Source organism: Amycolatopsis sp. PSD-21, assembly GCF_055561455.1.
On the sequence record NZ_CM145712.1, the window covers coordinates 2,016,554 to 2,041,834 of the forward strand.

Consider the following 25,281-nt stretch of genomic DNA (forward strand, 5'->3'; position numbering starts at 1 on the left):
CGGTCACCCCGCTAGGAAGTACACGAGCGGCCATTCAATCGAGATTTCCGGCCACGATCTCCACCGAATGGCTTTCGGCCGTCGGGTGGGCCCAGGCCAGGAGCCGGTGAGCGGAGCTTTCGAGAGCGTCCAGGTCCCGCTTCGGGATGGGCTCGAACGGCGTGATCACCACCGACGCCGCCTTCTTCACGACCTTGATCTCCCAGAACCCCTTCACGAACCCGCCGACCAGGATCGTGCCCTTGACCAGGCCGTTCTGCGTGATGACGACCTTGCGGTACTCGTCGCTGATCACCCGCGTGCGGTCGGCGTAGGACAGGACGGTCTGGTCGAACGGCCCCAGCAGCCGGGCAGGTGCCGGGGTGTCCGGATCGGGGCGAGGGGCTTCGGGCAGGTCGAAGAGCTCGCGGCCGTTCTCGTCACGGAACGTCCGCAGCCGCGGCCGCAACCGCTCGGCGACCTCGCCGAGCTTCGTGATGCCTGCCCACGCCTGCGCGTCCTGCACGCTGGCGGGCCCGAACGCGGTCAGATAGCGCAGGAACATCGCGTCCGGGGACGGTGCCGAATCCGGCTCGGCGCCCAGCCAGTCCCCGGTGGTCTGATACGTCGGCTGCCCGGACTTGCCCCAGACGCCGCGCGGCGGGATCTGCACCAGCGGCAGCAGCGCCCGCGCGACGTGCACCAGCGACGACGGCGCCACGCCCTCCCACTGCTTCGCGAGTTCCGCGCCGAGGCCTGCCGCCGAAAGTGGCCGTTCGCCCAGCAGCTTGCCGGCGGTGCGAGCGATCTCCTGATGGTCGAGGCCCTTGATGTCCGGGCCGTGCTGGGTGTTGCCGAGCACCGAGCGGTCGTAGAGCGGTTGGACGATGGGGCGCCACGCGAGTGCGTCCGAAGGCGTGACCAGGTGCACCGTGCCGCGCATGAGCGCGATCCGTACGACGCTCTTGTCGAGCAGGAGGTTCGCCAGCTCTTCCTGGCGGAACCCGTGCAGCCTGGTCCACAGCGCGAAGTACGGCGGGTTCGGGGCCTGTGCCTGCAAGCCGGCCAGGTGCTCGACCGCTTCGAGCGCGGTCATCTTCGAACGCCGGAGCAGCAGCTGCCGGTCCAGCATGGCGCGGTTCAGTGCGCGCCTGCTCAACGTGTCGGACATGCCGCTCACCCTAATCGGGATCAAGGACAGTTACCGTCCTCAATGCGCCGAGCGTTGCCTGGATCCATAATCCCGGCCATGGAACTACCGCCGCCGGTGATCCGGGACTGGGACTACCCGCGCGGCACGGCGAGCATCGTGCTCATGGCCCGCTTCGCCGCCGAGAACGGCGTCATCGGGTTGGAATCCTACGAGCACGCCCCCGTGGACGGTCAGGTCGACGCGCGGCAGGAGCTCGCGGTGGTCCGGGCGCTGGTCCGCGGGCTCGGCGGCGGGGACGACGTCGCGCTGCGGCTGAGCAGGCGATACCGGGTCAGCGCGTTCGGCATCTTCGGTTTCGCGTGCATCAGCAGCCCGACGCTGGGGGACGCGATGCGCTTCGCCCTGCGCTATCTCGACCTGAGTTTCACCTTCTGCATCCCGCACGTGACCGTGGAGGCGGGGCGGCTCGCGCTGGCCATGGACGACAGCCGCGTGCCGGGCGACGTCGCCCGCTTCCTGGTGCTGCGCGACCTCGGCGCCATCCACACCGTCATGCGCGACATCCTGCCGGACATCTCCTTGCGCTCCCTGGCCTTCCGGCACGAGAAACCCTCCACTGTGGACGAATACACGCGGACCTTCGGGCTGACGCCGTCGTTCTCCGCGCCGTCGCATCTCGCCACCCTGGACCCGCTCTTCCTCGACAAACCGTTGCCGCAGGCCAACGACCAGACGGTCGCGGTCTGCGCCGCGCAATGCGATCTGCTGGTGTCGCGGAAACGGGCGCGCTCCGGGATCGCCCAGCAGGTCCGCGAACGGCTGGTACGGCTCGGCGGCGTCGACGCCGGGATGGACGAGGTCGCGCGGCAGCTCGCGCTCAGCCCGCGCACGCTGCGAAGGCGGCTGTTCGAGGCCGGGACCGGCTACCGCACGCTGCTCGACGAGGTCCGTCAGGCCTTGGCGGAGGAAATGCTCGACACCGGGGCGCTCAGCGTGGAGGACGTCGCGCTGCGGCTGGGTTACGCCGAAGCGTCGAGCTTCATCTACGCCTTCAAACGCTGGAAGGGGATGACGCCGGCGGCTTATGCCCGGCGGAACGCGTTGCGAGCACGGCCGGGTAGGTGACGCGCAGCAGATGCAGGATCGAGTCGGTGAGGAAGACCCGCAGCTCGTCGCGGCCGAGCGTGCCGCGGATCAGCCATTCGCGTGACGCCGCCCGCAGCATCCCGCCGTACGAACGGATCATCGCGCGAAGCTCTTCGCGACCCTCGGTGACCTCGCTCATCAACGCGGCCGCGAGCACGCGATCGGCGGCGATCTCGTCGGCCTCCAGCATGATCCGCTCGATCTCCGGGTCGCGGCCCACCGCCTCGGAGCCGATCGCGGTCAGCCACGCCTGCTCGTTGCGCTCGACGACCTCGATCCAGTGCTGGACGCTGATCGCGAGCCGCTCCTCGGCGCTCGTGTCGGGCAGGTTCTCGATCACCGGCGCCGGGACGATCATCATCTGCCGGACGACTTCCAGGTACAGCTCCCGTTTGCCGCCGAAGTAGTGGTTGATCAGCGGCCTGGCCACCCCGGCGGCCTTCGCGATGTCCGAGGTCGAAACCGAGGCGTAGGTGCCCGCGCCGAACAGCCGCCGGGCCGCGGTCAGGATCTCGGCGCGCCGGGCGGCCGGTTCGAGGCGGCGCCGCCGGTTGTCCGGATCGGTGCTCATGGGCCGAGCGTAACCGTTTCACGTGACCGCCTGCCGTTACGCATTCGGAACAACCCGCCGGTAACCCCTGGGGCCCGCACGGCGACGTTGGGGGCGGGGGGACCGGGTGTCATGGGTAGGGACGAATGGCCAGTGCCGAACGCGATCCGGTTCGCCGTACCGGACGGTGGGTCAGTGTGCGGCTGCAGCATCGTGACGTCCGCGTCCAGGACGAATGCGTCTCCTACGCGGGGATCGTGATCACCAGTTTCGAGAACGGCGCCGAGGTCGGCGAACGCTGGATCCCGCTCGGCGTCGATCCGTCGGAGGCCGACGACGAACAGCTCATCCAGCAGTTGCGCGACGCGCTGATCTGGCAGGCGCGGCGGCCCCCGAAGGCTGCGGGGGAGTAGGCGTAACTCGCGTGATCAGAGGCGTAACTCACGTGATTGAAGGTGATCCGGCTTCAATCACGCGAGTTACGCCTTCAAGCACGTGAGTTACGGCTATTGGGTCCGCAGGCCGTCGAAGGCGATCTTGCAGACGGCGTCCGCCAGTTCGGTTCCGGCCGAACCGCGGCGCGGCCGGTACCACTCGATCAGCGAGTTCACCATGCCGTACAGCAGCCGCGCGGTGACCGCGGGATCGATGTCGGGCCGCACGTCGCCCTCGGTCTCGGCCTGTTTCACCAATTCCGTGACGAGCCGGTCGAACTCGCGCCGCCGCGCGAGCGCCGCCCGTTCGATCTTGGTGTTGCCGCGCACCCGCAGCAGCAGGGTCACGAACGGCAGCTGCTCGACCAGCACGAGGACACTGCCCCGCACCAGATGCTCCAGCTTCTCGATCGCCTTGCCCTCGAAGGATTCCGTCTCGGCGGCGACGGCGAACAGGCCGTTCAGCGCGCGGTCGACGGCGAGCCGCAGCAGCTCCTCCTTGCTCGGCACGTGGTGGTAGATCGCGGATTTCGTGATGCCGAGCTTGCGGGAGAGGTCCTCCATGCTGGTGCCGTCGTAGCCGCGTTCGTTGAACAGCTTGACCGCGACCTGCAACAGCGACTCGAGGTCGTAGCCGGGGCGTCCCCGGCGGGCGGGGGTGCTCAACCGCGGTCCCGTTCGTCGAGTACGCGCCGCATCTTGCCCAGCGAGCGTTCCAGCGTGTCCGGGTCGACGACCTCGACGCCGACGCTCACGCCGACCCCGTCCTTGACGCCGGCGATCAGCCGCGCGGCGGCCTCGGCGCGCTGCTCGGTGGACGCGTCCGGACGCGCTTCGACCCGCACCGTCAGGTGGTCCATCCGGCCCTTCGTCGACCGGATCAGCTGGAAATGCGGCGCGAGCGCGGGGGTCACCAGCACGACTTCCTCGATCTGCGTGGGGAAGACGTTGACGCCACGCAGGATGATCATGTCATCGCTGCGCCCGGTCACCTTCTCCATCCGCCGGTACGCCGGCCGCGCGGTGCCCGGCAGCAGGCGGGTCAGGTCGCGCGTGCGGTACCGGATGATCGGCAGCGCCTGTTTGGTCAGCGAGGTGAACAGCAGCTCACCCTCGGCGTCGGTGGGCTTCTCGGTGAACGGGTCGATCACCTCGGGGAAGAAGTGGTCCTCCCAGATGTGCAGCCCGTCCTTGGTCTCGACGCATTCCTGCGCGACGCCGGGGCCCATCACCTCGGACAGGCCGTAGATGTCGACGGCGTCGATGCCGACGCGTTCCTCGATCTCCGCGCGCATCTGCTCGGTCCACGGTTCGGCGCCGAAGATGCCGACCTTGAGCGAACTCGACTGCGGGTCGATGCCCTGCCGTTCGAACTCGTCGAGCAACGTCAGCATGTACGACGGCGTGACCATGATGATCTCGGGTTTGAAATCGGTGATGATCTGCACCTGGCGCGCCGTCATGCCGCCGGACGCCGGGATCACCGTGCAGCCGAGTTTCTCGGCGCCGTAATGCGCACCGAGGCCACCGGTGAACAGGCCGTATCCGTAAGCGACGTGGACCTTGTCGCCCGGCCGTCCGCCCGCGGCGCGGATCGAGCGCGCCATCACCGTCGCCCAGGTGTCGATGTCTTCGGACGTGTAGCCCACGACGGTCGGTTTCCCGGTGGTCCCGCTCGACGCGTGGATGCGGCTGACCTGCGCTTCCGGCACGGCGAACATGCCGAACGGGTAGTTGTCGCGCAGGTCCTGCTTCGTGGTGAAGGGGAACTTCGCCAGGTCTTCCAGCGCCTTGCAGTCGTCCGGGTGAACGCCCGACTCGTCGAACTTCCGTTTGTAGAACGGCACGTTGTCGTAGGCGTGCCGCAGCGTCCACCGGAGGCGCTTCAGCTGCAGCGCCTGGAGTTCGTCGATGGTCAGGTTCTCGGCTTCGTCACTGAAGGCGGTCATCGTGATGCTTTCTGGATGGTGCGGCTGCGGCCGCGGAATTCGGCGACGACCTCCGGCCCGTCGGGGGTCTCCCGGTGCACGGTGACGTCGTAGATGCCGTTGCGGCCGTAGCGGGTCCGCTCGGTGGCGGTGGCGATGAGGTGGTCGCCGAGTTTGCCAGCCGCGACGAACGAGATCTCCGCGCCGGACGCGACCGTCACCGGCCCATGGCTGTTGCAGGCGCAGGCGAACGTCGTGTCGGCCAGCAGGAAGACGTAGCCGCCGTGGGCGATGTCGTGGCCGTTGACCATCGTCTCGGTGATCCGCATGGTGGCGACGGCGTGCCCTTCGGCGGCCTCGACCAGCTCGATGCCCAGCGCCTTCGACGCCTGGTCGTCGGCGAACATCGTGTGCGCGGCGTTAGTCAAGCCAGACCCCCTGGTTACTGACCGAATGGACGGTTGTTAAAGGGTGCCGCAAGTAAAGGCGCGCTTCCGGGTGGATGTCAAGGATCCGCCGCCGTCCGGGGGTTTGCAAGACCCCGGACGCGAGCTACAGTGAATTACTGAACGGACGGTCTGTTAATCCACCACGTGAAGGGTCGACCCATGGCATTGCTGCGCAGCTACGTCTCCGGCGGGTGGCACACGGCGGAAAGTGACGGAGTGCCGCTGCACGACGCCTCCACCGGCGAAGAGGTCGCCCGGGTCTCGTCCGAGGGCATCGACTTCGCCGCCGCGCTGGACTACGGGCGCCGCGTCGGCGGCCCCGCGCTGCGCGAACTGACCTTCCACCAGCGCGCCGCGCTGCTGAAGGCGCTGGCCTCCCACCTGCGCGAACACCGCGAGGAGCTGTATGCGCTCTCGGCGCGCACCGGCGCGACCAAGACCGACTCGATGGTCGACATCGACGGTGGCATCGGCGTCTTGTTCGCCTACTCCAGCAAGGGCAAGCGCGAACTGCCGAACGACACCGTCTACGTCGACGGCAACGTCGAGCAGCTGAGCAAGGGCGGCACCTTCGTCGCCCAGCACATCGCCGTCCCGCTGCGCGGGGTCGCCGTCCAGATCAACGCGTTCAACTTCCCCGTCTGGGGCCCGCTGGAGAAGTTCGCGCCCGCGTTCCTCGCCGGGGTGCCGAGCCTGATCAAGCCCGCCAGCCAGACCGCGTACCTCACCGCGCGGCTGGTCGAGATCATCATCGAGTCCGGCATCCTGCCCGAGGGCACGCTGCAGTTCGTCGCGGGCAGCGTCGGCGACCTGCTCGACCACGTCACCGCGCAGGACCTCGTCTCGTTCACCGGCTCCGCGTCGACGGCGCAGAAGCTGCGCGCGCACCCGGCGATCGTGCGCAACTCCGTCCGGTTCAACGCCGAGGCCGACTCGCTGAACCTGTCGATCCTCGGCCCGGACGCCAAACCCGGCACCACCGAGTTCGACCTCTTCGTCAAGCAGCTGACCACCGAGATGACGGTCAAGGCCGGCCAGAAGTGCACCGCCATCCGCCGCGCCTTCGTACCCGCCGACCTGCTGGACGACGTCGCTGAGGCCGCGAGCGCGCGGCTGGCGAAGACCACCGTCGGCAACCCCACCGCCGAAGGGGTCCGCATGGGCGCCCTGGCCAGCCTGGAGCAGCGTGAGGAGGTCCGGCGGTCGCTCAAGGCGCTGCTGGACGCCGGCACGGTCGTCTTCGGCGACCCGGAGCAGGTCGAGGTCGTCGGCGCGGACGCCGAACGCGGCGCGTTCATCTCACCCGTACTGCTGAAGGCCGACCCGGAGCGCTCCGAGCCGCACGAGGTCGAGGCGTTCGGCCCGGTGTCGACGCTGCTGCCGTACACGTCGACCGAAGAGGTCATCGAGCTCGCCGCGCGCGGCGGCGGCAGCCTCGTGGGTTCCGTCGTTTCCGCCGACAAGGAGTTCGTGCGCGAGGTCGTCCTCGGCGTCGCGCCGTACCACGGCCGCCTGCTGGTGCTCGACGCCGAAGACGCCAAGGAGTCCACCGGTCACGGTTCGCCGATGCCGCAGCTGGTGCACGGTGGGCCGGGCCGCGCCGGCGGCGGCGAGGAGATGGGCGGCGTCCGCGGCGTGCTGCACCATATGCAGCGCACGGCGGTCCAGGGTTCGCCCGCCGCCCTGAGCACGGTCACCGGCCGCTGGGTCGCGGGCGCGCCGCGTACCGAAGGCGACGTCCACCCGTTCCGGAAGTCGTTGGCGGAGCTGAAGATCGGCGACTCCGTGGTCGCCGGCCCGCGCACCGTCACCCAGGAGGACGTCGACCACTTCGCCGAGTTCACCGGCGACACCTTCTACGCCCACACCGACCCGGAGGCCGCGGCGGCGAACCCGCTGTTCGGCGGGATCGTGGCGCACGGGTACCTCGTGGTGTCCTTCGCCGCGGGCCTGTTCGTCTCGCCGGAGCCCGGCCCGGTGCTGGCCAACTACGGCCTGGAGAACCTGCGGTTCCTCACCCCGGTCAAGGTCGGCGACTCGCTGACCGTGACCTTGACCGCCAAGCAGATCACCCCGCGGATCGACCAGGAGTACGGCGAGGTCCGCTGGGACGCCGACGTCACCAACGCCGACGGCGACTCGGTCGCCAAGTACGACGTGCTGACCCTCGTCGCCAAGGAGCAGTCATGACGGCAACTCTTCCTGAGGAAGACCTCGAACGGCATTTCGAGGCCACCATCGAGCGCGACCAGCGCATCGAGCCGCGCGACTGGGTGCCCGAGGGCTACCGCAAGACGATGATCCGGCAGATCGCGCAGCACGCGCACTCGGAGATCATCGGCATGCAGCCCGAGGGCAACTGGATCACCCGCGCGCCTTCCTTGCGCCGCAAGGCGATCCTGCTCGCCAAGGTGCAGGACGAGGCGGGGCACGGGCTGTACCTGTACTCCGCGGCCGCCACCCTCGGCGCCGACCGCGCGGATCTGACCGACAAGCTGATCAACGGCAAGCAGAAGTACTCGTCGATCTTCAACTACCCGACGCTGACCTTCGCCGACGTCGGCGTGATCGGCTGGCTGGTCGACGGCGCGGCCATCTGCAACCAGGTTCCCTTGTGCCGCAGCTCGTACGGGCCGTACGCGCGCGCCATGATCCGCATCTGCAAGGAGGAGTCCTTCCACCAGCGGCAGGGCTACGAGCTGCTGATGACGATGATGCGCGGCACCGAAAAGCAGCGCGAAATGGTGCAGGAGGCGGTGAACCGGTGGTGGTGGCCGTCGCTGATGATGTTCGGCCCGCCGGACGCCGATTCGCCGAACACCGCGCAGTCGATGGCGTGGAAGGTCAAACGGCACACCAACGACGAACTGCGCCAGCGCTTTGTCGACATGTCCATTCCGCAGGCCGAGGCGCTGGGCGTCACCTTCCCCGACCCGGACCTGAAGTGGAACGCCGAACGCGGGCACTACGACTTCGGCGCCGTCGACTGGGACGAGTTCAAGAACGTGTTGAAGGGCAACGGCCCCTGCAACGCCGAGCGCATCGCGCACCGGCGGCGGGCCCAGGAGGACGGCGCGTGGGTGCGGGAAGCCGCCGCCGCGCACGCCGCGAAGAAAGGTGCCTCGGCATGAAACACGACTGGCCGTTGTACGAGGTGTTCGTCCGGGGCAAGCGCGGGCTGAACCACGTGCACGTGGGTTCGCTGCACGCGGCGGACGACGACATGGCGCTGCACCACGCGCGGGATCTGTACACGCGCCGCAACGAGGGCGTGTCGATCTGGGTCGTGCGGGCTTCGGACATCACGGCGTCTTCGCCGGACGAGAAGGACCCGTTCTTCGCGCCCAGCGGCGACAAGGTGTACCGGCACCCGACGTTCTACGAAATCCCCGACAACGTTCCCCACATGTGACATGAGCTTCGACAACGCCTATGAGGCGATCACCGAGGAGAACGACTCCCGCTGGGCCTTCGGCACCGGGTTCGAGGATCCGCTGTCCGGTGTGGACACCACGGTTCCGTCCGGTGTGGACGGTGCGCGGCTCGCGGCCTACTGCCTGGTGCTCGGCGACGACGCGCTGATCTTCTCGCACCGGCTGCAGGAATGGTGCACGAACGCGCCCGAACTCGAGGACGAGGTCGCGATCGCGAACATCGCGCTCGACCTGCTCGGGCAGGCGCGACTGCTGCTGGCCCGCGCCGGCAAGGCCGACGGCAGCGACCGCACCGAGGACTCGTACGCCTTCTTCCGCGGCGAGCAGGAGTACCGCAACGTCCGGCTCGCCGAGTTGGACGGCGGGCACTTCGGGCATCTGATCGCGCGGCTGCTGGTGTTCTCGATCTGGCGGCTCGCGCTGCTTCAGCGCTTGCAGACCAGCGTGGACCCGGTGCTCGCGGCCATCGCGGACAAGGGTGTCAAGGAGGTCGCGTACCACCGCGACTACGCCGCCCAGTGGGCCGTGCGCCTCGGCGACGGCACCGAGCTGTCCCACACGCGGATGCAGGAAGGGCTGGACGCGGTCTGGCCGTACGTCGACGAGTTGTTCACCGCGCACGAGGTCGAGTTCGTCGACTCGCCGTCGCTGCGGCCGGAGTTCGACGCGATCCTCGACCAGGTGCTGGCCGTCGCGAAGCTGACGCGTCCCGAAACCGGTGCCATCGCCGGGGTTTCGGGCCGGATGGGCCGCGACGGTGTGCACACCGAGCGGATGGGCTTCCTGCTGGCGACCCTGCAGAGTGTCGCCAGGGAACATCCGGACGCGACATGGTGACCGCGTACGCCGTGGCGGCCACGGTCACCGACCCGGAACTGCCGATGCTCACCCTCGCCGACCTCGGTGTGCTGCGTGAAGTATCCGAAGAGGACGGACGGGTGGTCGTCGCGATCACCCCGACCTACACCGGTTGCCCGGCGATGGACACCATGCGCGACGACCTCGTGCACGCGCTGACCGGCGCGGGTTACGGCGACGTCGAGGTCCGCACGGTGCTTCAGCCGGCGTGGTCCACGGACTGGATCACCGAGGACGGCAAACGGAAACTGGCCGAAGCCGGCATCGCGCCGCCGGGGGCCGCGCCGCGGCGGACCGGGCCGATCCCGCTCACGCTGAGCCCGCCGATGTCGTCGGTCCGCTGTCCGCACTGCGGTTCCGCGGACACCGAGGAGCAGTCCCGGTTCAGTGCGACGGCGTGCAAAGCCTTGCGCCGCTGCCGGTTCTGCCTCGAACCGTTCGAACACGTCAAGGAGATCTAGTGACAGCGACCCTGCGCCGCACGGGTTTCCACACCCTCAAGGTAGCGTGCGTCCAGCGTTTGTGCGACGACGCCGTCGCGGTGACCTTCGACGTGCCCGAAGACCTCGCGGACACCTTCCGCTTCAAGCCGGGGCAGTCGCTGACCCTGCGCCGCGAGATCGACGGCCGTGACGAGCGCCGTTCGTACTCGATCTGCGCGCCCGCCGGTGCGGCGCCGCGGGTCGGCGTCCGCGAGGTGCCGGGCGGGCTGTTCTCGTCGTGGCTCGTGCGCGACGTGAAGCCCGGCGACGAGATCGAGGTCGCGCCGCCGACCGGCAACTTCAGCCCCGATCCGGCAGCCGCGGGTCACCACGTGCTGATCGCGGCCGGATCCGGGATCACGCCGGTGCTGTCGATCGCGTCTTCGCTGCTCAGCGACTCGGACGCGACGGTGACCGTGCTCTACGGCAACCGCCGCACGGACACCGTCATGTTCGCCGACGACCTCGCGGACCTCAAGGACCGTTACCCCGCTCGGCTCGAACTCGTCCACGTCCTGTCGCGTGAGCCGCGCGAGGCCGAACTGTTCACCGGGCGGCTCGACGTGGAGAAGCTGCGGCGCCTGTGCACCGTGCTGATCCCGGTCGAGGACGTCGCGCACTGGTGGCTGTGCGGGCCGTTCGAGATGGTCACCGGTGCGCAGGAACTGCTGCGGTCCCTGGACGTTCCCGACGAGCGTGTCCACCAGGAACTGTTCTATGTGGACACTCCGCCGGAGCCGGTGCGCCACGTCGACCCGGCCGTGGTCGGTGCGTCCAGCGAGGTCACCCTGGTGCTCGACGGCCGGTCGACGACGATGACGCTGCCGCGCGGTTCCTCGCTGCTCGACGGCGCGCAGAAGTTCCGTCCGGATCTGCCGTTCGCCTGCAAGGGCGGCGTGTGCGGCACCTGCCGGGCGAAGATCTGCGACGGCAAGGTGGATATGCGGCGCAACTTCGCGCTGGAGAAGGCCGAGGTCGACGCCGGTTTCGTGCTCACCTGCCAGTCGGTGCCCGTCTCCGATTCCGTCACCGTGGACTTCGACGCCTGACCACCCGCGTTTCGTCCTCTGAATGCGGTACTTGCGTGCAAGTACCGCATTCAGAGGACTAATTGCCTCGTGATACCGATGTCGGCGAGGAACGGGCGATCGTGGCTCGCCACGATCAGCGTGCCCCGGTAGGCCAGTAACGCTTCGGTGAGCCGCCGTACGCTCGCCAGGTCGAGGTTGTTGGTCGGCTCGTCGAGCAGCAGCAACCGAGGAGTGGGCTCGGTCAGCAAGAGGGTCGCCAGCGTGGCGCGGAATCGTTTCCCACCGGACAGTGACGCCACCTCGCGGTCGGCCGCCTTACCCCGGAACAGGAACCGCGCCAGCCTCGCGCGGATCTCGTTGTCCGTGAGCGACGGCGCGACCAGTCGTACGTTGTCCACAATGGACAGCGACTCGTCGAGAACGTCGAGCCGCTGGGGGAGCAGCCTGGCGGGCACGAACAGCCCCACCTCGCCCGACTCCGGCGGGATCTCGCCGGTGATCGTGCGGAGCAGGGTGGTCTTGCCCGAACCGTTGGGGCCGACGAGCGCGATCCGCTCGGGGCCCATGACGTGCAGGTCCACCGCCGGGCCGAACCGGGGCACGGCGTCGATCCGGAGCACGTCCGTCCCGCGCGGGACCGTCGTCTCCGGCAGTTCGACCCGGATCTCGGCATCCTCCCGCACCAGCTCCTCGGCGGCCTTCATCGCTTCGACGGCGCCTTCCAGCCGGTCGGCGTGGAGGTTCCGGTACTTGCCCGCGGCGATCTGCGCGTCCTCCTGACGTTTGCGCATTCGCACCTTGGGTTCGCGTTTCCGGTCCCACATCTGCTGGCCGTAGCGGGCCCGCCGGGCGAGTTTGATCCCGGCCTCGACCAGCTCCCGTTTCTGCCGTTTGACGTCCGACTCCGCCGCCCGCAGGTGCCGCCGTGCCGCCTCCTGCGCGACCTCGACGGCGTGTTCGTAGTCGGCGAGGTTCCCGCCGTACAGCGTGACCTCGCGGTCGCGGACCTCGGCGATCCGGTCGACCAACTGGAGCAGCTCGCGATCGTGCGAGACGACCACGAGGATCCCGCCCCAGCCCGCCACCTCACGGTGCACGAGCTCACGAGCCCGCAGGTCGAGGTTGTTCGTGGGCTCGTCGAGCAGCAGCGCGGCGGGACGGCGCAGCAACAGCGCGGCCAGCCCGAGCAGCGTGAGCTCGCCACCGGACAGCTCGCCCGCCCGCTGGTCCAGCCGGATGGTGCCCAGGCCGAGCCGGTCGAGGATCGCGTGGATGCGTTCCTCGACGTCCCAGTTGTCGCCGATGGTGGCGAAATGCTCTTCGGTGGCGGAACCGCCCTCGACGGCCCGGATCGTCGCGCGGATCGCGGTGACACCGAGGACGTCGTCGACGCGGCGGCCGGTGTCCAGGACGAGGTTCTGCGGCAGGTAGCCGAGCTCACCCGGTGCGGTGATGGAGCCCGTGGTGGCCCGCAGGTCGCCGGCGAGCAGCCTGAGCAGCGTGGACTTGCCGGATCCGTTGGTGCCGACCAGGCCGGTGCGGCCGGCGCCGATGGTGAGCGAAAGGCGCTCGAACACCGGGGAGCCGTCGGGCCAGGTGAAGGTGACGTCGGAAAGCGTCAAGGAAGAAGACATGAGACTCCCTGCGAAGGAGGTGGATGAGGGCGCAGGTTCGTCTCAGAAGATCACCGCGACAGGGTAGCCCGCGGGGTGGCGCGTGGCGATCGATTTTCGCGGGGAGTGAGGGGCAGGAATGGTCTGCGGTTTCGCGAGCCAGGTCGAAGTCGGTAGGACCGACCGTGGGAGGGTGCCGGTCCCGGCCTGACAGCTGCGCGAAGCTGGTCGTCGATATTCGGTAATGGCGGCCGTGTGCTTGGCGCCTGGCAGTGCGCAGACAGGTTTCTTGAACGCTGCCCTTGCGTTGCCGGATTTCGGTAATGGTTGCGAGTGTGTCGACCGCTGGTTTGCTGTCGGTGGTGCTCCGTGGCTGGTGGTTGCCGGATTTCGGCGATGGCGGAGGTGTCGGTCACGCGGCTTTGGGACGTTTCCCGGGTCCTGTGGGCGGTTGTCGTCGGATTTCGGTAACAGGACGGGTGTCGGTCTTGGTCGCGTGGCTTGGGGTCGTTCCCGGCCCCCGTAGGCAACTGTCGCCGGATTTCGGTGACAGCACGGGTGTCGGGTCTCGGCCACGTGGCTTGGGGTCGTTTCCCGGGACCTGCGGGCGGCTGTCGTCGGATTTCGGCGACAGCCCAGGTGTCGGTCTCGGCCGCGCAGCTTCGGGACGTTCCCTGGGACCTGCGGGCGGCTGTCGCCGAATTTCGGCAACAGCACGGATGTCGCCCCCGATCACCTGACATCGGGTCGTTTCCCGGACCCGTAGGCAACCGTCGCCGAATTCCGGCGACAGCCCAGGTGTCGGTCTCGGCCGCGCAGCTTCGGGACGTTCCCTGGGACCCGCGGGCGGTTGTCGCCGGATTTCGGCGACAGCCCAGGTGGCGGTCACGTGGTTTCGGGACGTTCCCGGGACCCGCGGGCGGCTGTCGCCGAATTCCGGCAACGGCACCGACGCGACCCCGGGACGCACCCGGATCCCACCCCAGCCCATGCCGATTTCCGGCAACGAAGGACCTGCCACAACCCCACCGTGCAGCCTCGGCGACCCGCGACCGGCGGGGGCATACTGGCGGTCGTGATCGAACGCCCTCATGTCTTACTCTCCGCCGCGGTCTCGCTAGACGGCTACCTCGACGACGCGAGCGACACCCGATTGGTGCTGTCCAACGACGAGGACTGGGCCAGGGTGGACGGGCTGCGCGCCGCGTCGGACGCGATCCTCGTCGGCGCGAACACGGTCCGTGCGGACGACCCTCGCTTGCTGGTCCGCTCGGCGGAGCTCGTCGCGAAAAGGGTCGCGGAGGGGCGCCCGGAGCAACCGGTCAAGGTCACCCTCACACGGAGCGGGTCACTCGATCCGGCGGCACAGTTCTTCACCGTCGGTGAAGCCGAGAAGCTGGTCTACGCGCCGCCCGGCGTCGTCACGGGCGTGAAAGCGACCGTCGTGGAACTGACCGGCCTGAGCGAAATGCTGGCGGATCTCTACGCGCGCGGGGTGCGGCGCCTCATGGTCGAAGGCGGCGGCGCGATCCACACCCAGTTCCTCACCGAGGGGCTGGTCGACGAACTGCACCTGGCCGTCGCGCCGTTCTTCGTCGGCGACCCACGCGCCCCGCGTTTCGTCGGCCCTGGCGCCTTCCCGCGCGGGCTGACCCTGGTCGAAAGCACGAGGCTGGGCGACATCGCGGTCCTGGAGTACCACGCGATACCGGAACCGTCCGATGTGGACATTCGGCATCTGCGCGAGGCCATCGCGCTCGCCGAGAACTGCCCACCGCGCACTTTCCGCGTCGGAGCGGTGATCGCCGCCGCCGACGGCGAAGTGATCTCCACCGGTTTCTCGGGCGACGGCGATCCCGCCAACCATGCCGAAGAAGCCGCCCTCGCCAAGCTCGAGCCAGAGGATCCGAGGCTGGCGGAGGCGACGATGTACACGTCACTGGAGCCGTGCAGCTCGCGGACGTCACATCCGCGAAGCTGCACCCAGCTCATCCTCGACGCCGGCATCCCGCGCGTCGTTTTCGCCTGGCGCGAGCCGTCGGTCTTCGTCGACTGCGTCGGCGCCGAGACGCTGGAGGCGGCCGGACGCCGGGTGGTCGAGGTACCCGCCCTCGCCGCCGACGTCCGCCGCGCGAACACCCATATCCCGGGTGTCCACCTCTGAACTCCTACTTGCAGGCGTCGCAGCAGCCGCAGCCCAGACCGGTGCACGCCGAGCAGCAACCGTGGCGAAGCACGACCTTCAACAGACGCTTGATCATCGCTGTCCTCCCGATCATTGACGTCCCACCGCCCTTGTCACGCTAAGTTCCGCGCATACGACAGTGGTACCGCCGGGAGTGCCACGGGCCTGCTCCAGCGGGTGATGTCAGGATTCGAGATCCCCCTCCAGCGATAGGTAGACCTCGCGCAGCTGAGCCAAAAGATCGGCGTCCGGCTCGGCCCAGAGCCCCCGATCGGCCGCCTCGTTCAGCCGTTCGATGATGCCGCGCAGCGCCCACGGATTGGCCTGGCGCAGGAACTCCTGGTTGACCTCGTCGAGCACGTAGGACTCGGTCAGCTTCTCGTACATCCAGTCGCCGACCACGCCCGCGGTGGCGTCGAAACCGAAAAGGTAGTCGACGGTCGCCGCCAGCTCGAAAGCGCCCTTGTAACCGTGCTTGCGCATCGCCGCCAGCCAGCGCGGGTTGACGACGCGGGCGCGGAAGACCCGGGCGGTCTCCTCGCCGAGCGTGCGGGTGCGGACGGCGTCCGGGGTGGTGCTGTCGCCGACGTAGGACGCGGGCGCGGTCCCGGTCAGCGCGCGGACCGTCGCGATCATCCCGCCGTGGTACTGGAAATAGTCGTCGGAGTCGGCGATGTCGTGTTCACGGGTGTCGGTGTTCTTGGCCGCGACCACGATCCGCTTGTACGAGTTCTCCATGTCCTCGCGCGCCGGCCTCCCGTCGAGGTCGCGGCCGTAGGCGAAGCCGCCCCAGACCGCGTAGACCTCGGCGAGATCCTTGTCATCACGCCAGTTCCCGGAATCCATCAGCGGCAGCAGGCCCGCGCCGTACGCGCCGGGCTTGGAGCCGAAGATCCTCGTGGTGGCCCGGCGTTCGTCACCGTGCGCGGCCAGATCCGCGCGGGCGTGGGCGCGCACGAAGTTCTGCTCGTCCGGTTCGTCGAGGTTCGCCACCAGGCGCACGGCGTCGTCCAGCAGGGTGATCACGTGCGGGAAGGCGTCGCGGAAGAACCCGCTGATCCGCACGGTGACGTCGATCCGCGGGCGGCCGAGTTCGGCGAGCGGGATCGCCTCGATGCCGGTGACCCGCCGCGACGCCTCGTCCCAGACGGGCTGGACACCCAGCAGGGCAAGGACTTCCGCCGCGTCGTCACCCGACGTGCGCATCGCCGACGTGCCCCAGACCGAGAGGCCGACCGAACGTGGCCAGTCGCCCGTGTCGTCCTTGTAGCGGCGGAGAAGCGAGTCCGCGAGCGCCTGCCCGGTCTCCCAGGCGAGACGGCTCGGGATGGCCTTCGGGTCGACGGTGTAGAAGTTGCGGCCGGTCGGGAGCACGTTGATCAGGCCGCGCAGGGGAGAACCGCTGGGCCCGGCCGGGATGTAGCCGCCGTCGAGCGCGTGGAGCACGGCGTCGATCTCGGCGCCGGTGCCCGCCAGCCGCGGCACGATCTCGGTGGCGGCGAAGGTCAGCACACGGGCGACCTCATGGTGTTCCGGCACGTCCGCGACGACTTCGGCGACGGCGGCGGGTGACCAGTCCCTGGCCTCCATCGCCTCGACGAGCGAGCGGGCCGTCTGCTCGATGGCGTCCACTTCGGACAGTGGGGCGTCGCTGTTCTCCTTGAGCCCCAAGGCGGAACGCAGGCCGGGGACCGCGCCCTGCTTGCCGCCCCACATCTGCTGGGCGCGCAGCATGGCGAGCACGAGGTTGATCCGCGCCTCACCCACCGGCGCGGCGCCGAGGATGTGCAGGCCGTCGCGGATCTGGGCGTCCTTGACCTCGCACAGCCAGCCGTCGATGTGCAGCAGGAAGTCGTCGAACTCCGCGTCGTGCGGGCGTTCCTCGACACCGAGGTCGTGGTCCAGTTTCGCCGCCTGGATCAGCGTCCAGATCTGCGCGCGGACCGCGGGCAGCTTGGCCGGGTCCATCGCGGCGATGTTGGCGTGCTCGTCGAGAAGCTGCTCCAGGCGGGCCATGTCGCCGTAGCTCTCGGCGCGGGCCATCGGCGGGATCAGGTGGTCGACGATCGTGGCGTGCGCGCGCCGTTTCGCCTGCGCGCCCTCGCCGGGGTCGTTGATCAGGAACGGGTAGATCAGCGGAAGGTTGCCCAGCACGGCGTCCGGCGCGCACGAGTCGGAGAGACCGGCGGTCTTGCCGGGAAGCCATTCCAGCGAACCGTGTTTGCCGAGGTGGACGACGGCGTGCGCGCCGAATTCCTCCTCCAGCCAGCGGTACGCGGCCAGGTAGTGGTGGCTCGGCGGGAGGTCCGGATTGTGGTAGATCGCCACCGGATTCTCGCCGAAGCCGCGCGGCGGCTGGATCATCAGGATGACATTGCCGGACTGCAGCGACGCCAGGACGATGTCGCCGTTGTCGACGTAGAGCTCGCCGGGCGCGGGGCCCCAGTGCTCCTCCATGCCCTCGCGCAGCTCCGCGGGCAGCTCGGCGAACCATTCGCGGTACTTGTCGGCCGGGACGCGGATTGGGTTGCCGGACAACTGTTCCTCGGTGAGCCACTCCGGGTCCTGACCGCCCGCGGCGATGAGCGCGTGGATCAGCGCGTCGCCGTCGGGCTGGTCGGTGCCGGTGGGCTCGACGCCGGGGAACGGGTTCTCGCCGAGGTCGTAGCCCTGGTCGCGCATGCGGCGCAGGAGTTCGATCGCGGACGCGGGCGTGTCGAGACCGACGGCGTTGCCGACGCGGGAGTGCTTCGTCGGGTACGCGGACAGCATCAGCGCGATACGGCGTTCCGGCGGGGGAGTGTGGCGCAGCCGGGCGTGGGCCAGCGCGATCTTCGCGACGCGGGACGCGCGCTCGGCGTCCGGCACGTATTTGGGGAGGCCGTCGTCGTCGATCTCCTTGAACGAGAACGGGACGGTGATGAGCCGGCCGTCGAACTCGGGGACGGCCATCTGGTTGCCCGCGTCGAGCGGGGAGAGACCGTCGTCGTTGGCCGACCAGGTCTCGCGGTCGCTGGTCAGGCACAGGGCCTGGAGGATCGGGATGTCGAGCGCGGCCATCTCGGCGACGTCCCACGCCTCGTCGTCGCCGCCCGCGCCGACCTCGGACGGCCGCGTGCCGCCGGCGGCCAGCACGGTGACCAGGAGCGCGTCGGCCTTGGCCAGCTCGGCCATCATCTCCGGCTCGCGGGTGCGCAGGGACGCGCAGTGGATCGGGAGCGCGCGGCCCCCGGCGTCCTCGACGGCGTCGGACAGCGCGTGGACGAACTCGGTGTTGCCGGACAGGTGATGCGCCCGGTAGTAGAGGATCGCGATGACCGGACCCTCGGTGGACTTCGGCTCGCGCTCCAGGACACCCCACAGCGGCTGCACGGCGGGCGGCTCGAAGCCGTCACCCGTCAGAAGGAGCGTGTCGCTCAGGAAGCGGTGCAGCTGGGTCAGGTTTTCCGGCCCGCCCTGCGCGAGGTACGCGTGCGCCTCCGCCGCCGTGCCCGCCGGGACCGTGGAGAGCTTCATGAGCTGCGCGTCCGGCGTCTGCTCACCACCGAGGACGACCACGTGCGCGCCGCTCGCGCGGACCGTGTCGAGTCCCTCCTGCCAGCTGCGTTCGGAGCCGAGGATCCGGACGACGACGATCGGGGCGCCCTCGAGCAGGGCGGGCAGCTCCGCCAGATCGAGCCGGGCCGGGTTCGCCAGCCGGTAATCGGCCTCGCTGGAACGGGCGCTGAGCAGGTCGGTGTCCGAAGTGGACAGAAGCAGGATCACAGCATTCCTCACTCGGGGTGTCCGCGCCCCGGGTCGTGCGGTCGCGCCGGCCGGAGTTCCTGGCTTCCCCTCTTCACCGGGAGGGGTGACAGTGGCGGGACCGCCCCGGACTCTCACCGGGTTCCTCCACCTGCCGACGCGTGGGTTCTGCGGTTCACTCTCCGGTGCGGTCCGGCGGGAGTCAAGGTGATGTGCGGCCGGGGTCGAACGCGTACCCCATACCGCGGGCGGTGCGGATGTGACCGGCGCCGATCTTGCGGCGCAGGGTGCGGACGTAGACGTCGACGATGTTGGAGCCGGGGTCGAAGTCGTAACCCCACACGTGGGAGAGGATCTGCTCGCGGGTGAGCACCTGGCCCTGGTGGCGGATGAACAGCTCCAGGAGCGCGAACTCGCGTGAGGTCAGCTCCACGCCCGTGCCGTCGACGTCCGCGCGGCGCGTGCGCAGGTCCAGCGAGAGCGGCCCCGCGTGCAGCACGGTGGTCTCGGCCACGAGTTCGGTGCGGCGCAGCCGGAGCCTGATCCGGGCCAGCAGCTCGTCGAAACGGAACGGTTTCGCCATGTAGTCGTCCGCGCCGCCCTCCAGTCCGGCCAAGGTGGTCTGGGGCGAATCGTGCGCGGTGAGGATGACCACCGGGGTCGTGTTGTGGTGTTCGCGCAGGGTTCGCAGTACCGACAGGCCGTCGCGGGAAGGCAGGCCTAGGTCGAGGACCAGCAGGTCGTAGCCGTCGCCGAGGGCGTACTGGAGGGCCTGCTCGCCGTCGGCGACCACGGTGGTGGTGAAACCGTTGGCGATGAGCCCCTTGCGGACGAACGAGGCGATCCGCTCCTCGTCCTCGGCGATCAGGATACGGGCCACGGCGTGCCTCCTTCGACGGCGTGAACAGGGATTTCGATGGTGAACCGGGCGCCGAGGCCCGGTGCCGACTCCAGGCGCACCAGCCCGTGCTGAGCTTCGGCGATGGCGCGCACGATCGCCAGTCCGAGTCCGGCCCCGCCCCGGTGACCGCCAGGCTTCCCCCGGTTGAACCGCTGGAAGATCTTCTCGGCGTCCTCCTGCGGAACACCGGGGCCGTGGTCGGCCACCCAGAACGACACGGTGTCCTCGGTCACGGCGGAGCCGATCAGGATCTCGTCGCCGTCTTCGGTGTGCTGGACGGCGTTCTGGGCCAGCTGCACCACGGCCTGGGTGGTCCGTTGCTCGTCCAGCGCCACCTGGCCCTCGCCGAGTGCCTCCAGCCGCCAGCGACGGTCGCCGATGGTGCGGACCTTGGCGTAGAGGTCGCTGGTCAGCTCGGTGACGTCGGTGGGCGCGAGGGTGACGAAGTCGGGCTGCTCGGCCTTGGCCAGCAGCAGGAGATCGCCGACGATGCGGTTCATCCGGTCGAGTTCGTCGACGCACAGCCGGATCGCCTCGGCCCGCGCGACGGGATCGTCGTCGAGCAGTTCGAGATGGCCGAGCACGATGGTGATCGGGGTCCGCAGTTCGTGGCCGGCGTCGTCGAGGAATCGCCGCTGCGTGGCGAACGCGAGGTCGAGCCGGTCGAGCATGGCGTTGAACTGTTCGGCGAGCGCGGCGACGTCGTCACGGCCGTCCACCGGGATGCGGCGGGTCAGGTCGTGTTCGGTGATCTCGGCGGCGGCGCGGCGCACCAGCCGCACCGGGGCGAGGATCTGCCCGGCGACCAGCCATGCCGCGGCCCCGGCCAGGACCAGCCCGAGCAAGCCGACGAATAGCAGGGTCCGCACGGTGGTGGCGATCTCGGCGCGGTCCCGATCCACGAAGTAGCCGACGACGAAGGAGCCCCGGTCACCCTCTCGGGTGCCGGACGCGTCGACGCGGATCCAGCGCATCTCCCCGGCGGGGGTCTGGGCGGTGCCGCTGCGCGCCGGGTCGGCGAGGATCGGATCCAGCACCGCCGGGCTCTCGCCCAGCCGGAACGGTTCCTCGCGGTCCTGCAGGATCGGACCGGAGGACGGCGTCCAGGCCAGCACCACTTCGTCGTCGTCGACGTACTGGCGCCGCAGATGCGCCGACAGCGCGGACCGCACGTCCGGGAACGGCTGCCCGGTGGCGCGGTCCACCCCTTCTTCCAGCACCTGGCCCAGTTCGGCGGCCTCCTGTTCGAGCGCGGCGTTGACGTCGCTGTCGACCTCGCGCAGCAACAGGTTGTACGTGACCAGCGTCGTCGCGACCGTCACCACGGCGACGAGCAGCAGCAGCCAGCCCATGATCCGGATCCGCGCGGGGATCGCCCGCGTCCTGCGTTCAGTCGTCGTCGGCACCGTCGTCGTCCTGGTCGTCGCCGGGCGGGACCACCGGCGGCGGTGGCACGACCACCGGCGCGGAACTGCTGGTCGGCGACGGCGACGGCGCCGGGTGATCCCTCAGTTTCACCTCGACCGGAGCCCGCGGCGCGGGCGGCTCCGGCCAGGCCCAGGTGACCGCCGCCGCACCGAGAGGGAGCGCCACGGCGGCGGCGAGCAGGGCGATACGCGAGCGGGCCATGGCTTCACCCTCCTGGTCGTCGATGTGGCGAAGATGAGGACAAGATGAAGGAATCTTCACATAACGGGCGTGGACAGACGGGTGCCGACCAGCACTATCCGCAGCATCCGCTCGGCGGCGTCGGTCAGGAATTCGGCGCCACGCAGGATCGCCTCGTCGAGCGCCACCGGGCCCGGCTGGATGGCCTGGAAGGCGTCGATGCCGACGGCGTAGGTGGTGTCGGCGTCCATGCCGATCCGGCCGGCGAGCGCGACCACCGGCTTCCCGTGCGCCTTGGCGCGGCGGGCCACTTCGGCGGGCACCTTCCCGTGCGGGGTCTGGGCGTCGATCGTGCCCTCGGCGGTGACCACGAGATCGGCCGCGGCGAGCCGGGCGTCGAGGTCGACGTGATCCAGCAGCACCTCGAACCGCGGCAGCAGGCGGGCGTCCAGCGCGGCGCACAGGCCCGCGCCGAGACCGCCGGAAGCACCCGATCCGGAGACGAGCGCGACGTCGGCGCCCAGGTCGTGGCGCAGGACGTCGGCCCAGTTGTCCAGCGCGGCGGACAGCCTCTCCACCTGCTCGGGGGTGGCGCCCTTCTGCGGGCCGAACACCCTGGCCACGCCGCGCGGCCCGCACAGCACGTTGTGCGGGTTGACCGCCAGCCGGAGCCCGGTGTGCGCGAGTCTCGGATCCAGCCCCGAGACGTCGATGTGCCGGGCCCGCGCCAGCTCCGCCCCGCCGGGGCCGATCTCCTGACCGGCGCGGTCGAGCACCCGGGCGCCCAGCGCCTGGAGCGCTCCGGCCCCACCGTCGGACACGCCGGAATCGCCGCAGCCGACGAGCAGCGAGGAACACCCAGAGTCGAGCGCGGCGATCATCAGTTCACCGACGCCCCGGCTGGTGGTGCGCCCGGGATCGCGGCGGTCGGCGGGCACCAGGCGCAGTCCCGCGGCCGCCGCCATCTCGACCACCGCCGTCGATCCATCACCCAGAATCGCGAAATGGGAACGCACCGGCAGCCCGACCGGGCCGGTGACGACCGTGTCGACCACCCTCCCGCCGGTGCTCCCGGCGAGCGCGGCGGCCGAACCTTCCCCGCCGTCCACCAGTGGGACGCGGTCGATCTCCGCGAACGGGACGACCCGCAGCACCCCCTCGGCGATGGCGTCGGCGGCCGCTTCGGCGCCGAGACTTTCCTTGAACCCACTGGGGGCGACGACGATCCGCATGACTTCCTCCTGATGGATCACGGCACGAGGCCGAGGTACGGCCAGATGAGCAGGGCGAAGACGGCGACCACGGCCACGTGCAGCGGTGCGAGCACGGCCGAAAGCCGGAGCAGGTCGCGAGCCGAATAGGTCGGCACGCCGTCGATGTCGGAGAACAGGGCGACGGGTTTGGCGGACGAGGTGAGGGTGTGGCAGAACCCCGCCGCCGCGGTGGACGCGAACACCGCCGCGGCAGGGGCCAGCCCGGTGGCCGCCGCGAGCGGGATCACCACCGGCACCAGCACCGAAGACCGCGCCGAACGGGACTGCACCGCCAGATGCGCGGCCGTGCTCACCACGATCACGGCGAGCAGCACCACCCACGCCGGCGCGCCACGGACGGGACTCAAGGCCACGTCCGCCACCCATGCCGCCGCACCCGACCCGACCAGCGCGCTGCCCAGCGCGGCCGTCGCGGCGGTGAACAGCAGCAGCGACCACGGCACGGTCTTCAGCGCCGCGCCGGTGGTGACCCGATGGGGTGGCACGCACATCGCCAGCGCGCCGATGAGGCCGACCAATGCGGGCGGCAGACCGTGCCACGATTCGGTGCACCACAGCACCAGCACCACACCGGTGGTCACGGCCGCGAACCGCTCGGTCCGCGTCCACGGCCCTCGCGGTGGGAACCGCGCGCGCAGGTCGAACCGGGCACGGCGGTCTTCGCGCGTGGTGAACAGCCGCAGGACGACCTCGACCGCGAGATGGGACGAGACCGCCGCCAGCGGCAGGCCCAGGACCAGCCAGCGCAGAAAGCCGATGCCGTCGCCGGTCGCTTCACGCAGGAGCTGGTCGGCCACCAGATGCGCGCCCGCGCCGATGAGCGTCGAGACCGCCGACAGCAACACCACGGTCGGGAACAGCACCGCCAGCGCCTTGGCCATCCGCGGGAGCGCGCTCGCCAAGGCGGTGAACACCGGCACGGCCAGCGCCGCCCGACCCGACGTCGAGGGGACCACCAGCGACGAGACCACCAACGCGACCGTCGACAGATGCGCCAGCCCCCGCACCGACCGCGCCCGCGCGGGCAACACGGCCACGAACCGGTCGACCAGCCCCGAACCGGTCAGCCCGGCCGCCAGCACGAACGCCGCGATCAGCAGCCACACCAGATCCGCGCCGAGCGTGGCGAACAGATCGGCGGGCGCCAGGATCCCGGTCACGGCAAGGACGGCCACCGCCGCGAGCGCGACCCAGGTGTCGTCCAGGCTGGTCAGAACCCATGCGCCCACGGCCGCGGCGAAGACGGCCAGCACCAGTGCGCCTTGCCAGGTCGGTCCGCCGGGCACGAGGGCGGTGGCCGACGCCGCGATGGCCGCGGCCGCGATCAGCCACGTCTTGTTGTGCTTCTTGGGTTCCTGGGGTTTCTGTGGCTGGGTCGGGGTCGCTCGGGTCGTGTAGGTGTAGGCGGTCACGGTGACCAGCCTGTGGCGCCCTCCTGAATCGTCCGTTAAGGACAGATGAGGAGGTCTTCATGTTGGCGGGCTACCGCTTTTGTGGCCCTTCCTCGGCCCGGCGGAGGCGCTCGCGAGCCTCCTCCTCCGACAGTGAGGTGATGGGTCGCCCGGCCGCGTGCTGGAACTTGGCGTCGTAAGCCCTGGTCCAGACGCCCGCCGCCCACGACCGGCGGAGTTCGCCGGCGCCGAACTCCCGGCCACGAGCACGGCCATACGCCTCGAGGAACCGTTGCGTGTCCTCGACGCTCGCCAACTCGTCCGCGCTGACGGTCGAATACAGCGCGGCGGCGAAGCCGACCAGAACGGCTTCGTCCTCCACGATCACACTGTCCCAGTCGTGCACCACCAGGAGCGTGTCACCGCTCCAGCGCAGATTGCCTGCCAGCCAGTCGCAATGGCCGATCACGGCGTCGGACCCGCCGTCGCGCAGCAGGTCACGGGCACGGCGTCCCGCGTCATCGATCCACGCACCGCCGGGCACTCCGTCGAGATCTTCCGGACCCGGCCACAGTCCGTCCCCGCCGTGATCCCAGTTCGCCCAGGAAGGTGCCGGACCGAGCGCGGGCATCTCACCGGGCGCCGGAGCCAGCCGGATCAGCCACGCGAACGCCTCGGCGAAAGCCGTGGCCGCGTGCTCCGCGCTGGGGAGCGTGGCACCGCCAGGCACGTAAGCCTCCGCGGTGGCGACGTCGCCACCCAGCGGCGCGGCGCCGGTGAGCGGCCGGGGGCACGGATAGCCGGCCAGGAACAGGCGGCGCTGGACTTCCACACAGGCCGCTACCCTCGGCGAGTCCGGACGTATCTTGACCACGACCTCCCTGCCGTCGGCCAGCCGCAGCCCGATGACGGTGGACAGGAACCCGGATCTGAAGAGCTCGCCGGCCGGCGGGCTGCCCAGATGGTCCCTGCACCACTGGGCGAGGTGTCCAGGATCGACGTCGCGAGTGTGGGGTGACACCGGCACATCCTCACATGCGTTCGTGGTGTCCCTTGTGGACTATCGGTGACGTGCTGACGATGCCCGGTGGGCATGCCGAAGGGCCCGTCGCCGGTGTGGC

The 25,281-nt window shown here is 69.9% G+C and carries 22 protein-coding genes, 1 pseudogene and 1 riboswitch; of the genes and pseudogenes, 9 read left to right on the forward strand and 14 right to left on the reverse strand.

Annotated features, from left to right (window positions below; all coding sequences use genetic code 11):
* Positions 1 to 34: 34 nt before the first annotated feature.
* The gene (locus ACZ1DY_RS09925) at positions 35 to 1,150 is read right to left on the reverse strand and encodes a winged helix DNA-binding domain-containing protein (protein WP_465484139.1); all 1,116 of its coding nucleotides are present in this window, start codon (positions 1,148 to 1,150) and stop codon (positions 35 to 37) included.
* A 78-nt stretch (positions 1,151 to 1,228) separates the two neighbouring features.
* On the opposite strand from ACZ1DY_RS09925, the gene ACZ1DY_RS09930 reads away from it, so the two are divergent.
* Positions 1,229 to 2,257 (forward strand): AraC family transcriptional regulator, encoded by a 1,029-nt coding sequence (locus ACZ1DY_RS09930; RefSeq protein WP_465484140.1) that lies wholly within the window; start codon positions 1,229 to 1,231, stop codon positions 2,255 to 2,257.
* Here ACZ1DY_RS09930 and ACZ1DY_RS09935 read toward each other — a convergent pair.
* Positions 2,184 to 2,849: a TetR/AcrR family transcriptional regulator gene (locus ACZ1DY_RS09935; protein WP_257488650.1), complete on the reverse strand. Its 666-nt coding sequence runs from the start codon at positions 2,847 to 2,849 to the stop codon at positions 2,184 to 2,186. The genes ACZ1DY_RS09930 and ACZ1DY_RS09935 overlap by 74 nt on opposite strands.
* Positions 2,850 to 2,974: 125 nt before the next feature.
* Between ACZ1DY_RS09935 and ACZ1DY_RS09940 the strand changes: the two genes are divergently transcribed.
* Complete coding sequence (locus tag ACZ1DY_RS09940) at positions 2,975 to 3,241, forward strand: hypothetical protein (protein ID WP_126737381.1); 267 nt, start codon at positions 2,975 to 2,977, stop codon at positions 3,239 to 3,241.
* A gap of 93 nt (positions 3,242 to 3,334) precedes the next feature.
* Here the strand turns inward: ACZ1DY_RS09940 and ACZ1DY_RS09945 are convergent, their stop codons facing one another.
* Genes ACZ1DY_RS09945 through paaI form a run of 3 tightly spaced genes read right to left on the reverse strand, consistent with a single transcriptional unit; the run spans position 3,335 to position 5,597 of the window.
* A complete protein-coding gene (locus ACZ1DY_RS09945) occupies positions 3,335 to 3,928 on the reverse strand; it encodes a TetR/AcrR family transcriptional regulator (RefSeq protein ID WP_126737382.1) in 594 nt (197 codons plus the stop codon).
* Entirely contained in the window at positions 3,925 to 5,211 is a 1,287-nt protein-coding gene (gene paaK / locus ACZ1DY_RS09950; protein WP_465484141.1) for a phenylacetate--CoA ligase PaaK, read from the reverse strand. The genes ACZ1DY_RS09945 and paaK overlap by 4 nt, the downstream gene beginning before the upstream one ends.
* Positions 5,208 to 5,597: a hydroxyphenylacetyl-CoA thioesterase PaaI gene (paaI, locus tag ACZ1DY_RS09955; protein WP_185927413.1), complete on the reverse strand. Its 390-nt coding sequence runs from the start codon at positions 5,595 to 5,597 to the stop codon at positions 5,208 to 5,210. Before paaI ends, paaK begins: the two co-directional genes overlap by 4 nt.
* A 201-nt stretch (positions 5,598 to 5,798) precedes the next feature.
* Here paaI and paaZ point away from each other — a divergent pair, with 201 nt between their 5' ends.
* The 6 genes from paaZ to paaE are packed head-to-tail and all read left to right on the forward strand — an operon-like array spanning position 5,799 to position 11,462.
* The gene (gene paaZ / locus ACZ1DY_RS09960; protein WP_465484142.1) at positions 5,799 to 7,829 is read left to right on the forward strand and encodes a phenylacetic acid degradation bifunctional protein PaaZ; all 2,031 of its coding nucleotides are present in this window, start codon (positions 5,799 to 5,801) and stop codon (positions 7,827 to 7,829) included.
* On the forward strand, positions 7,826 to 8,770 hold the full coding sequence (gene paaA, locus ACZ1DY_RS09965; protein ID WP_126737386.1) for a 1,2-phenylacetyl-CoA epoxidase subunit PaaA: 945 nt from the start codon (positions 7,826 to 7,828) through the stop codon (positions 8,768 to 8,770). Before paaZ ends, paaA begins: the two co-directional genes overlap by 4 nt.
* On the forward strand, positions 8,767 to 9,051 hold the full coding sequence (paaB, locus tag ACZ1DY_RS09970; RefSeq protein ID WP_007034026.1) for a 1,2-phenylacetyl-CoA epoxidase subunit PaaB: 285 nt from the start codon (positions 8,767 to 8,769) through the stop codon (positions 9,049 to 9,051). Before paaA ends, paaB begins: the two co-directional genes overlap by 4 nt.
* Position 9,052: 1 nt before the next feature.
* A complete protein-coding gene (gene paaC, locus ACZ1DY_RS09975) occupies positions 9,053 to 9,910 on the forward strand; it encodes a 1,2-phenylacetyl-CoA epoxidase subunit PaaC (protein WP_465484143.1) in 858 nt (285 codons plus the stop codon).
* Positions 9,904 to 10,392, forward strand: a complete 489-nt coding sequence (paaD, locus tag ACZ1DY_RS09980; RefSeq protein ID WP_465484144.1) for a 1,2-phenylacetyl-CoA epoxidase subunit PaaD — start codon at positions 9,904 to 9,906, stop codon at positions 10,390 to 10,392. The genes paaC and paaD overlap by 7 nt, the downstream gene beginning before the upstream one ends.
* Positions 10,392 to 11,462 carry a 1,2-phenylacetyl-CoA epoxidase subunit PaaE gene (gene paaE, locus ACZ1DY_RS09985; protein ID WP_465484145.1) on the forward strand — a complete coding sequence of 357 codons (1,071 nt, stop codon included), beginning with the start codon at positions 10,392 to 10,394 and terminating at the stop codon, positions 11,460 to 11,462. Before paaD ends, paaE begins: the two co-directional genes overlap by 1 nt.
* 50 nt (positions 11,463 to 11,512) lie before the next feature.
* Here paaE and ACZ1DY_RS09990 read toward each other — a convergent pair whose 3' ends face one another.
* A complete protein-coding gene (locus ACZ1DY_RS09990; RefSeq protein ID WP_465485634.1) occupies positions 11,513 to 12,010 on the reverse strand; it encodes an ATP-binding cassette domain-containing protein in 498 nt (165 codons plus the stop codon).
* A 570-nt stretch (positions 12,011 to 12,580) separates the two neighbouring features.
* Positions 12,581 to 13,078: pseudogene (locus ACZ1DY_RS09995) on the reverse strand (ATP-binding cassette domain-containing protein); the annotation flags it as partial.
* A 1,054-nt stretch (positions 13,079 to 14,132) separates the two neighbouring features.
* Here ACZ1DY_RS09995 and ACZ1DY_RS10000 point away from each other — a divergent pair.
* A complete protein-coding gene (locus tag ACZ1DY_RS10000) occupies positions 14,133 to 15,221 on the forward strand; it encodes a dihydrofolate reductase family protein (protein ID WP_465484146.1) in 1,089 nt (362 codons plus the stop codon).
* Between the two features lie 204 nt (positions 15,222 to 15,425).
* Here the strand turns inward: ACZ1DY_RS10000 and cobN are convergent, their stop codons facing one another.
* From cobN to ACZ1DY_RS10035, 7 genes are all read right to left on the reverse strand, one after another.
* Entirely contained in the window at positions 15,426 to 19,007 is a 3,582-nt protein-coding gene (gene cobN / locus ACZ1DY_RS10005) for a cobaltochelatase subunit CobN (protein ID WP_465484147.1), read from the reverse strand.
* Positions 19,008 to 19,042: 35 nt separating this feature from the next.
* Positions 19,043 to 19,156: riboswitch (cobalamin riboswitch) on the reverse strand.
* A 32-nt stretch (positions 19,157 to 19,188) separates the two neighbouring features.
* Positions 19,189 to 19,866 (reverse strand): response regulator transcription factor, encoded by a 678-nt coding sequence (locus tag ACZ1DY_RS10010; protein WP_257488642.1) that lies wholly within the window; start codon positions 19,864 to 19,866, stop codon positions 19,189 to 19,191.
* Positions 19,851 to 21,293: a sensor histidine kinase gene (locus tag ACZ1DY_RS10015; protein ID WP_257488641.1), complete on the reverse strand. Its 1,443-nt coding sequence runs from the start codon at positions 21,291 to 21,293 to the stop codon at positions 19,851 to 19,853. The genes ACZ1DY_RS10010 and ACZ1DY_RS10015 overlap by 16 nt, the downstream gene beginning before the upstream one ends.
* Positions 21,277 to 21,516, reverse strand: coding sequence for a hypothetical protein (locus ACZ1DY_RS10020; protein ID WP_257488640.1), 240 nt, complete (start codon positions 21,514 to 21,516; stop codon positions 21,277 to 21,279). The genes ACZ1DY_RS10015 and ACZ1DY_RS10020 overlap by 17 nt, the downstream gene beginning before the upstream one ends.
* Positions 21,517 to 21,572: 56 nt before the next feature.
* Positions 21,573 to 22,727, reverse strand: coding sequence for a glycerate kinase family protein (locus ACZ1DY_RS10025; protein WP_465484148.1), 1,155 nt, complete (start codon positions 22,725 to 22,727; stop codon positions 21,573 to 21,575).
* A gap of 17 nt (positions 22,728 to 22,744) precedes the next feature.
* Positions 22,745 to 24,181, reverse strand: a complete 1,437-nt coding sequence (locus ACZ1DY_RS10030) for an SLC13 family permease (protein ID WP_465484149.1) — start codon at positions 24,179 to 24,181, stop codon at positions 22,745 to 22,747.
* A 70-nt stretch (positions 24,182 to 24,251) separates the two neighbouring features.
* Complete coding sequence (locus ACZ1DY_RS10035; protein ID WP_465484150.1) at positions 24,252 to 25,181, reverse strand: phosphotransferase; 930 nt, start codon at positions 25,179 to 25,181, stop codon at positions 24,252 to 24,254.
* Positions 25,182 to 25,281: the final 100 nt, after the last annotated feature.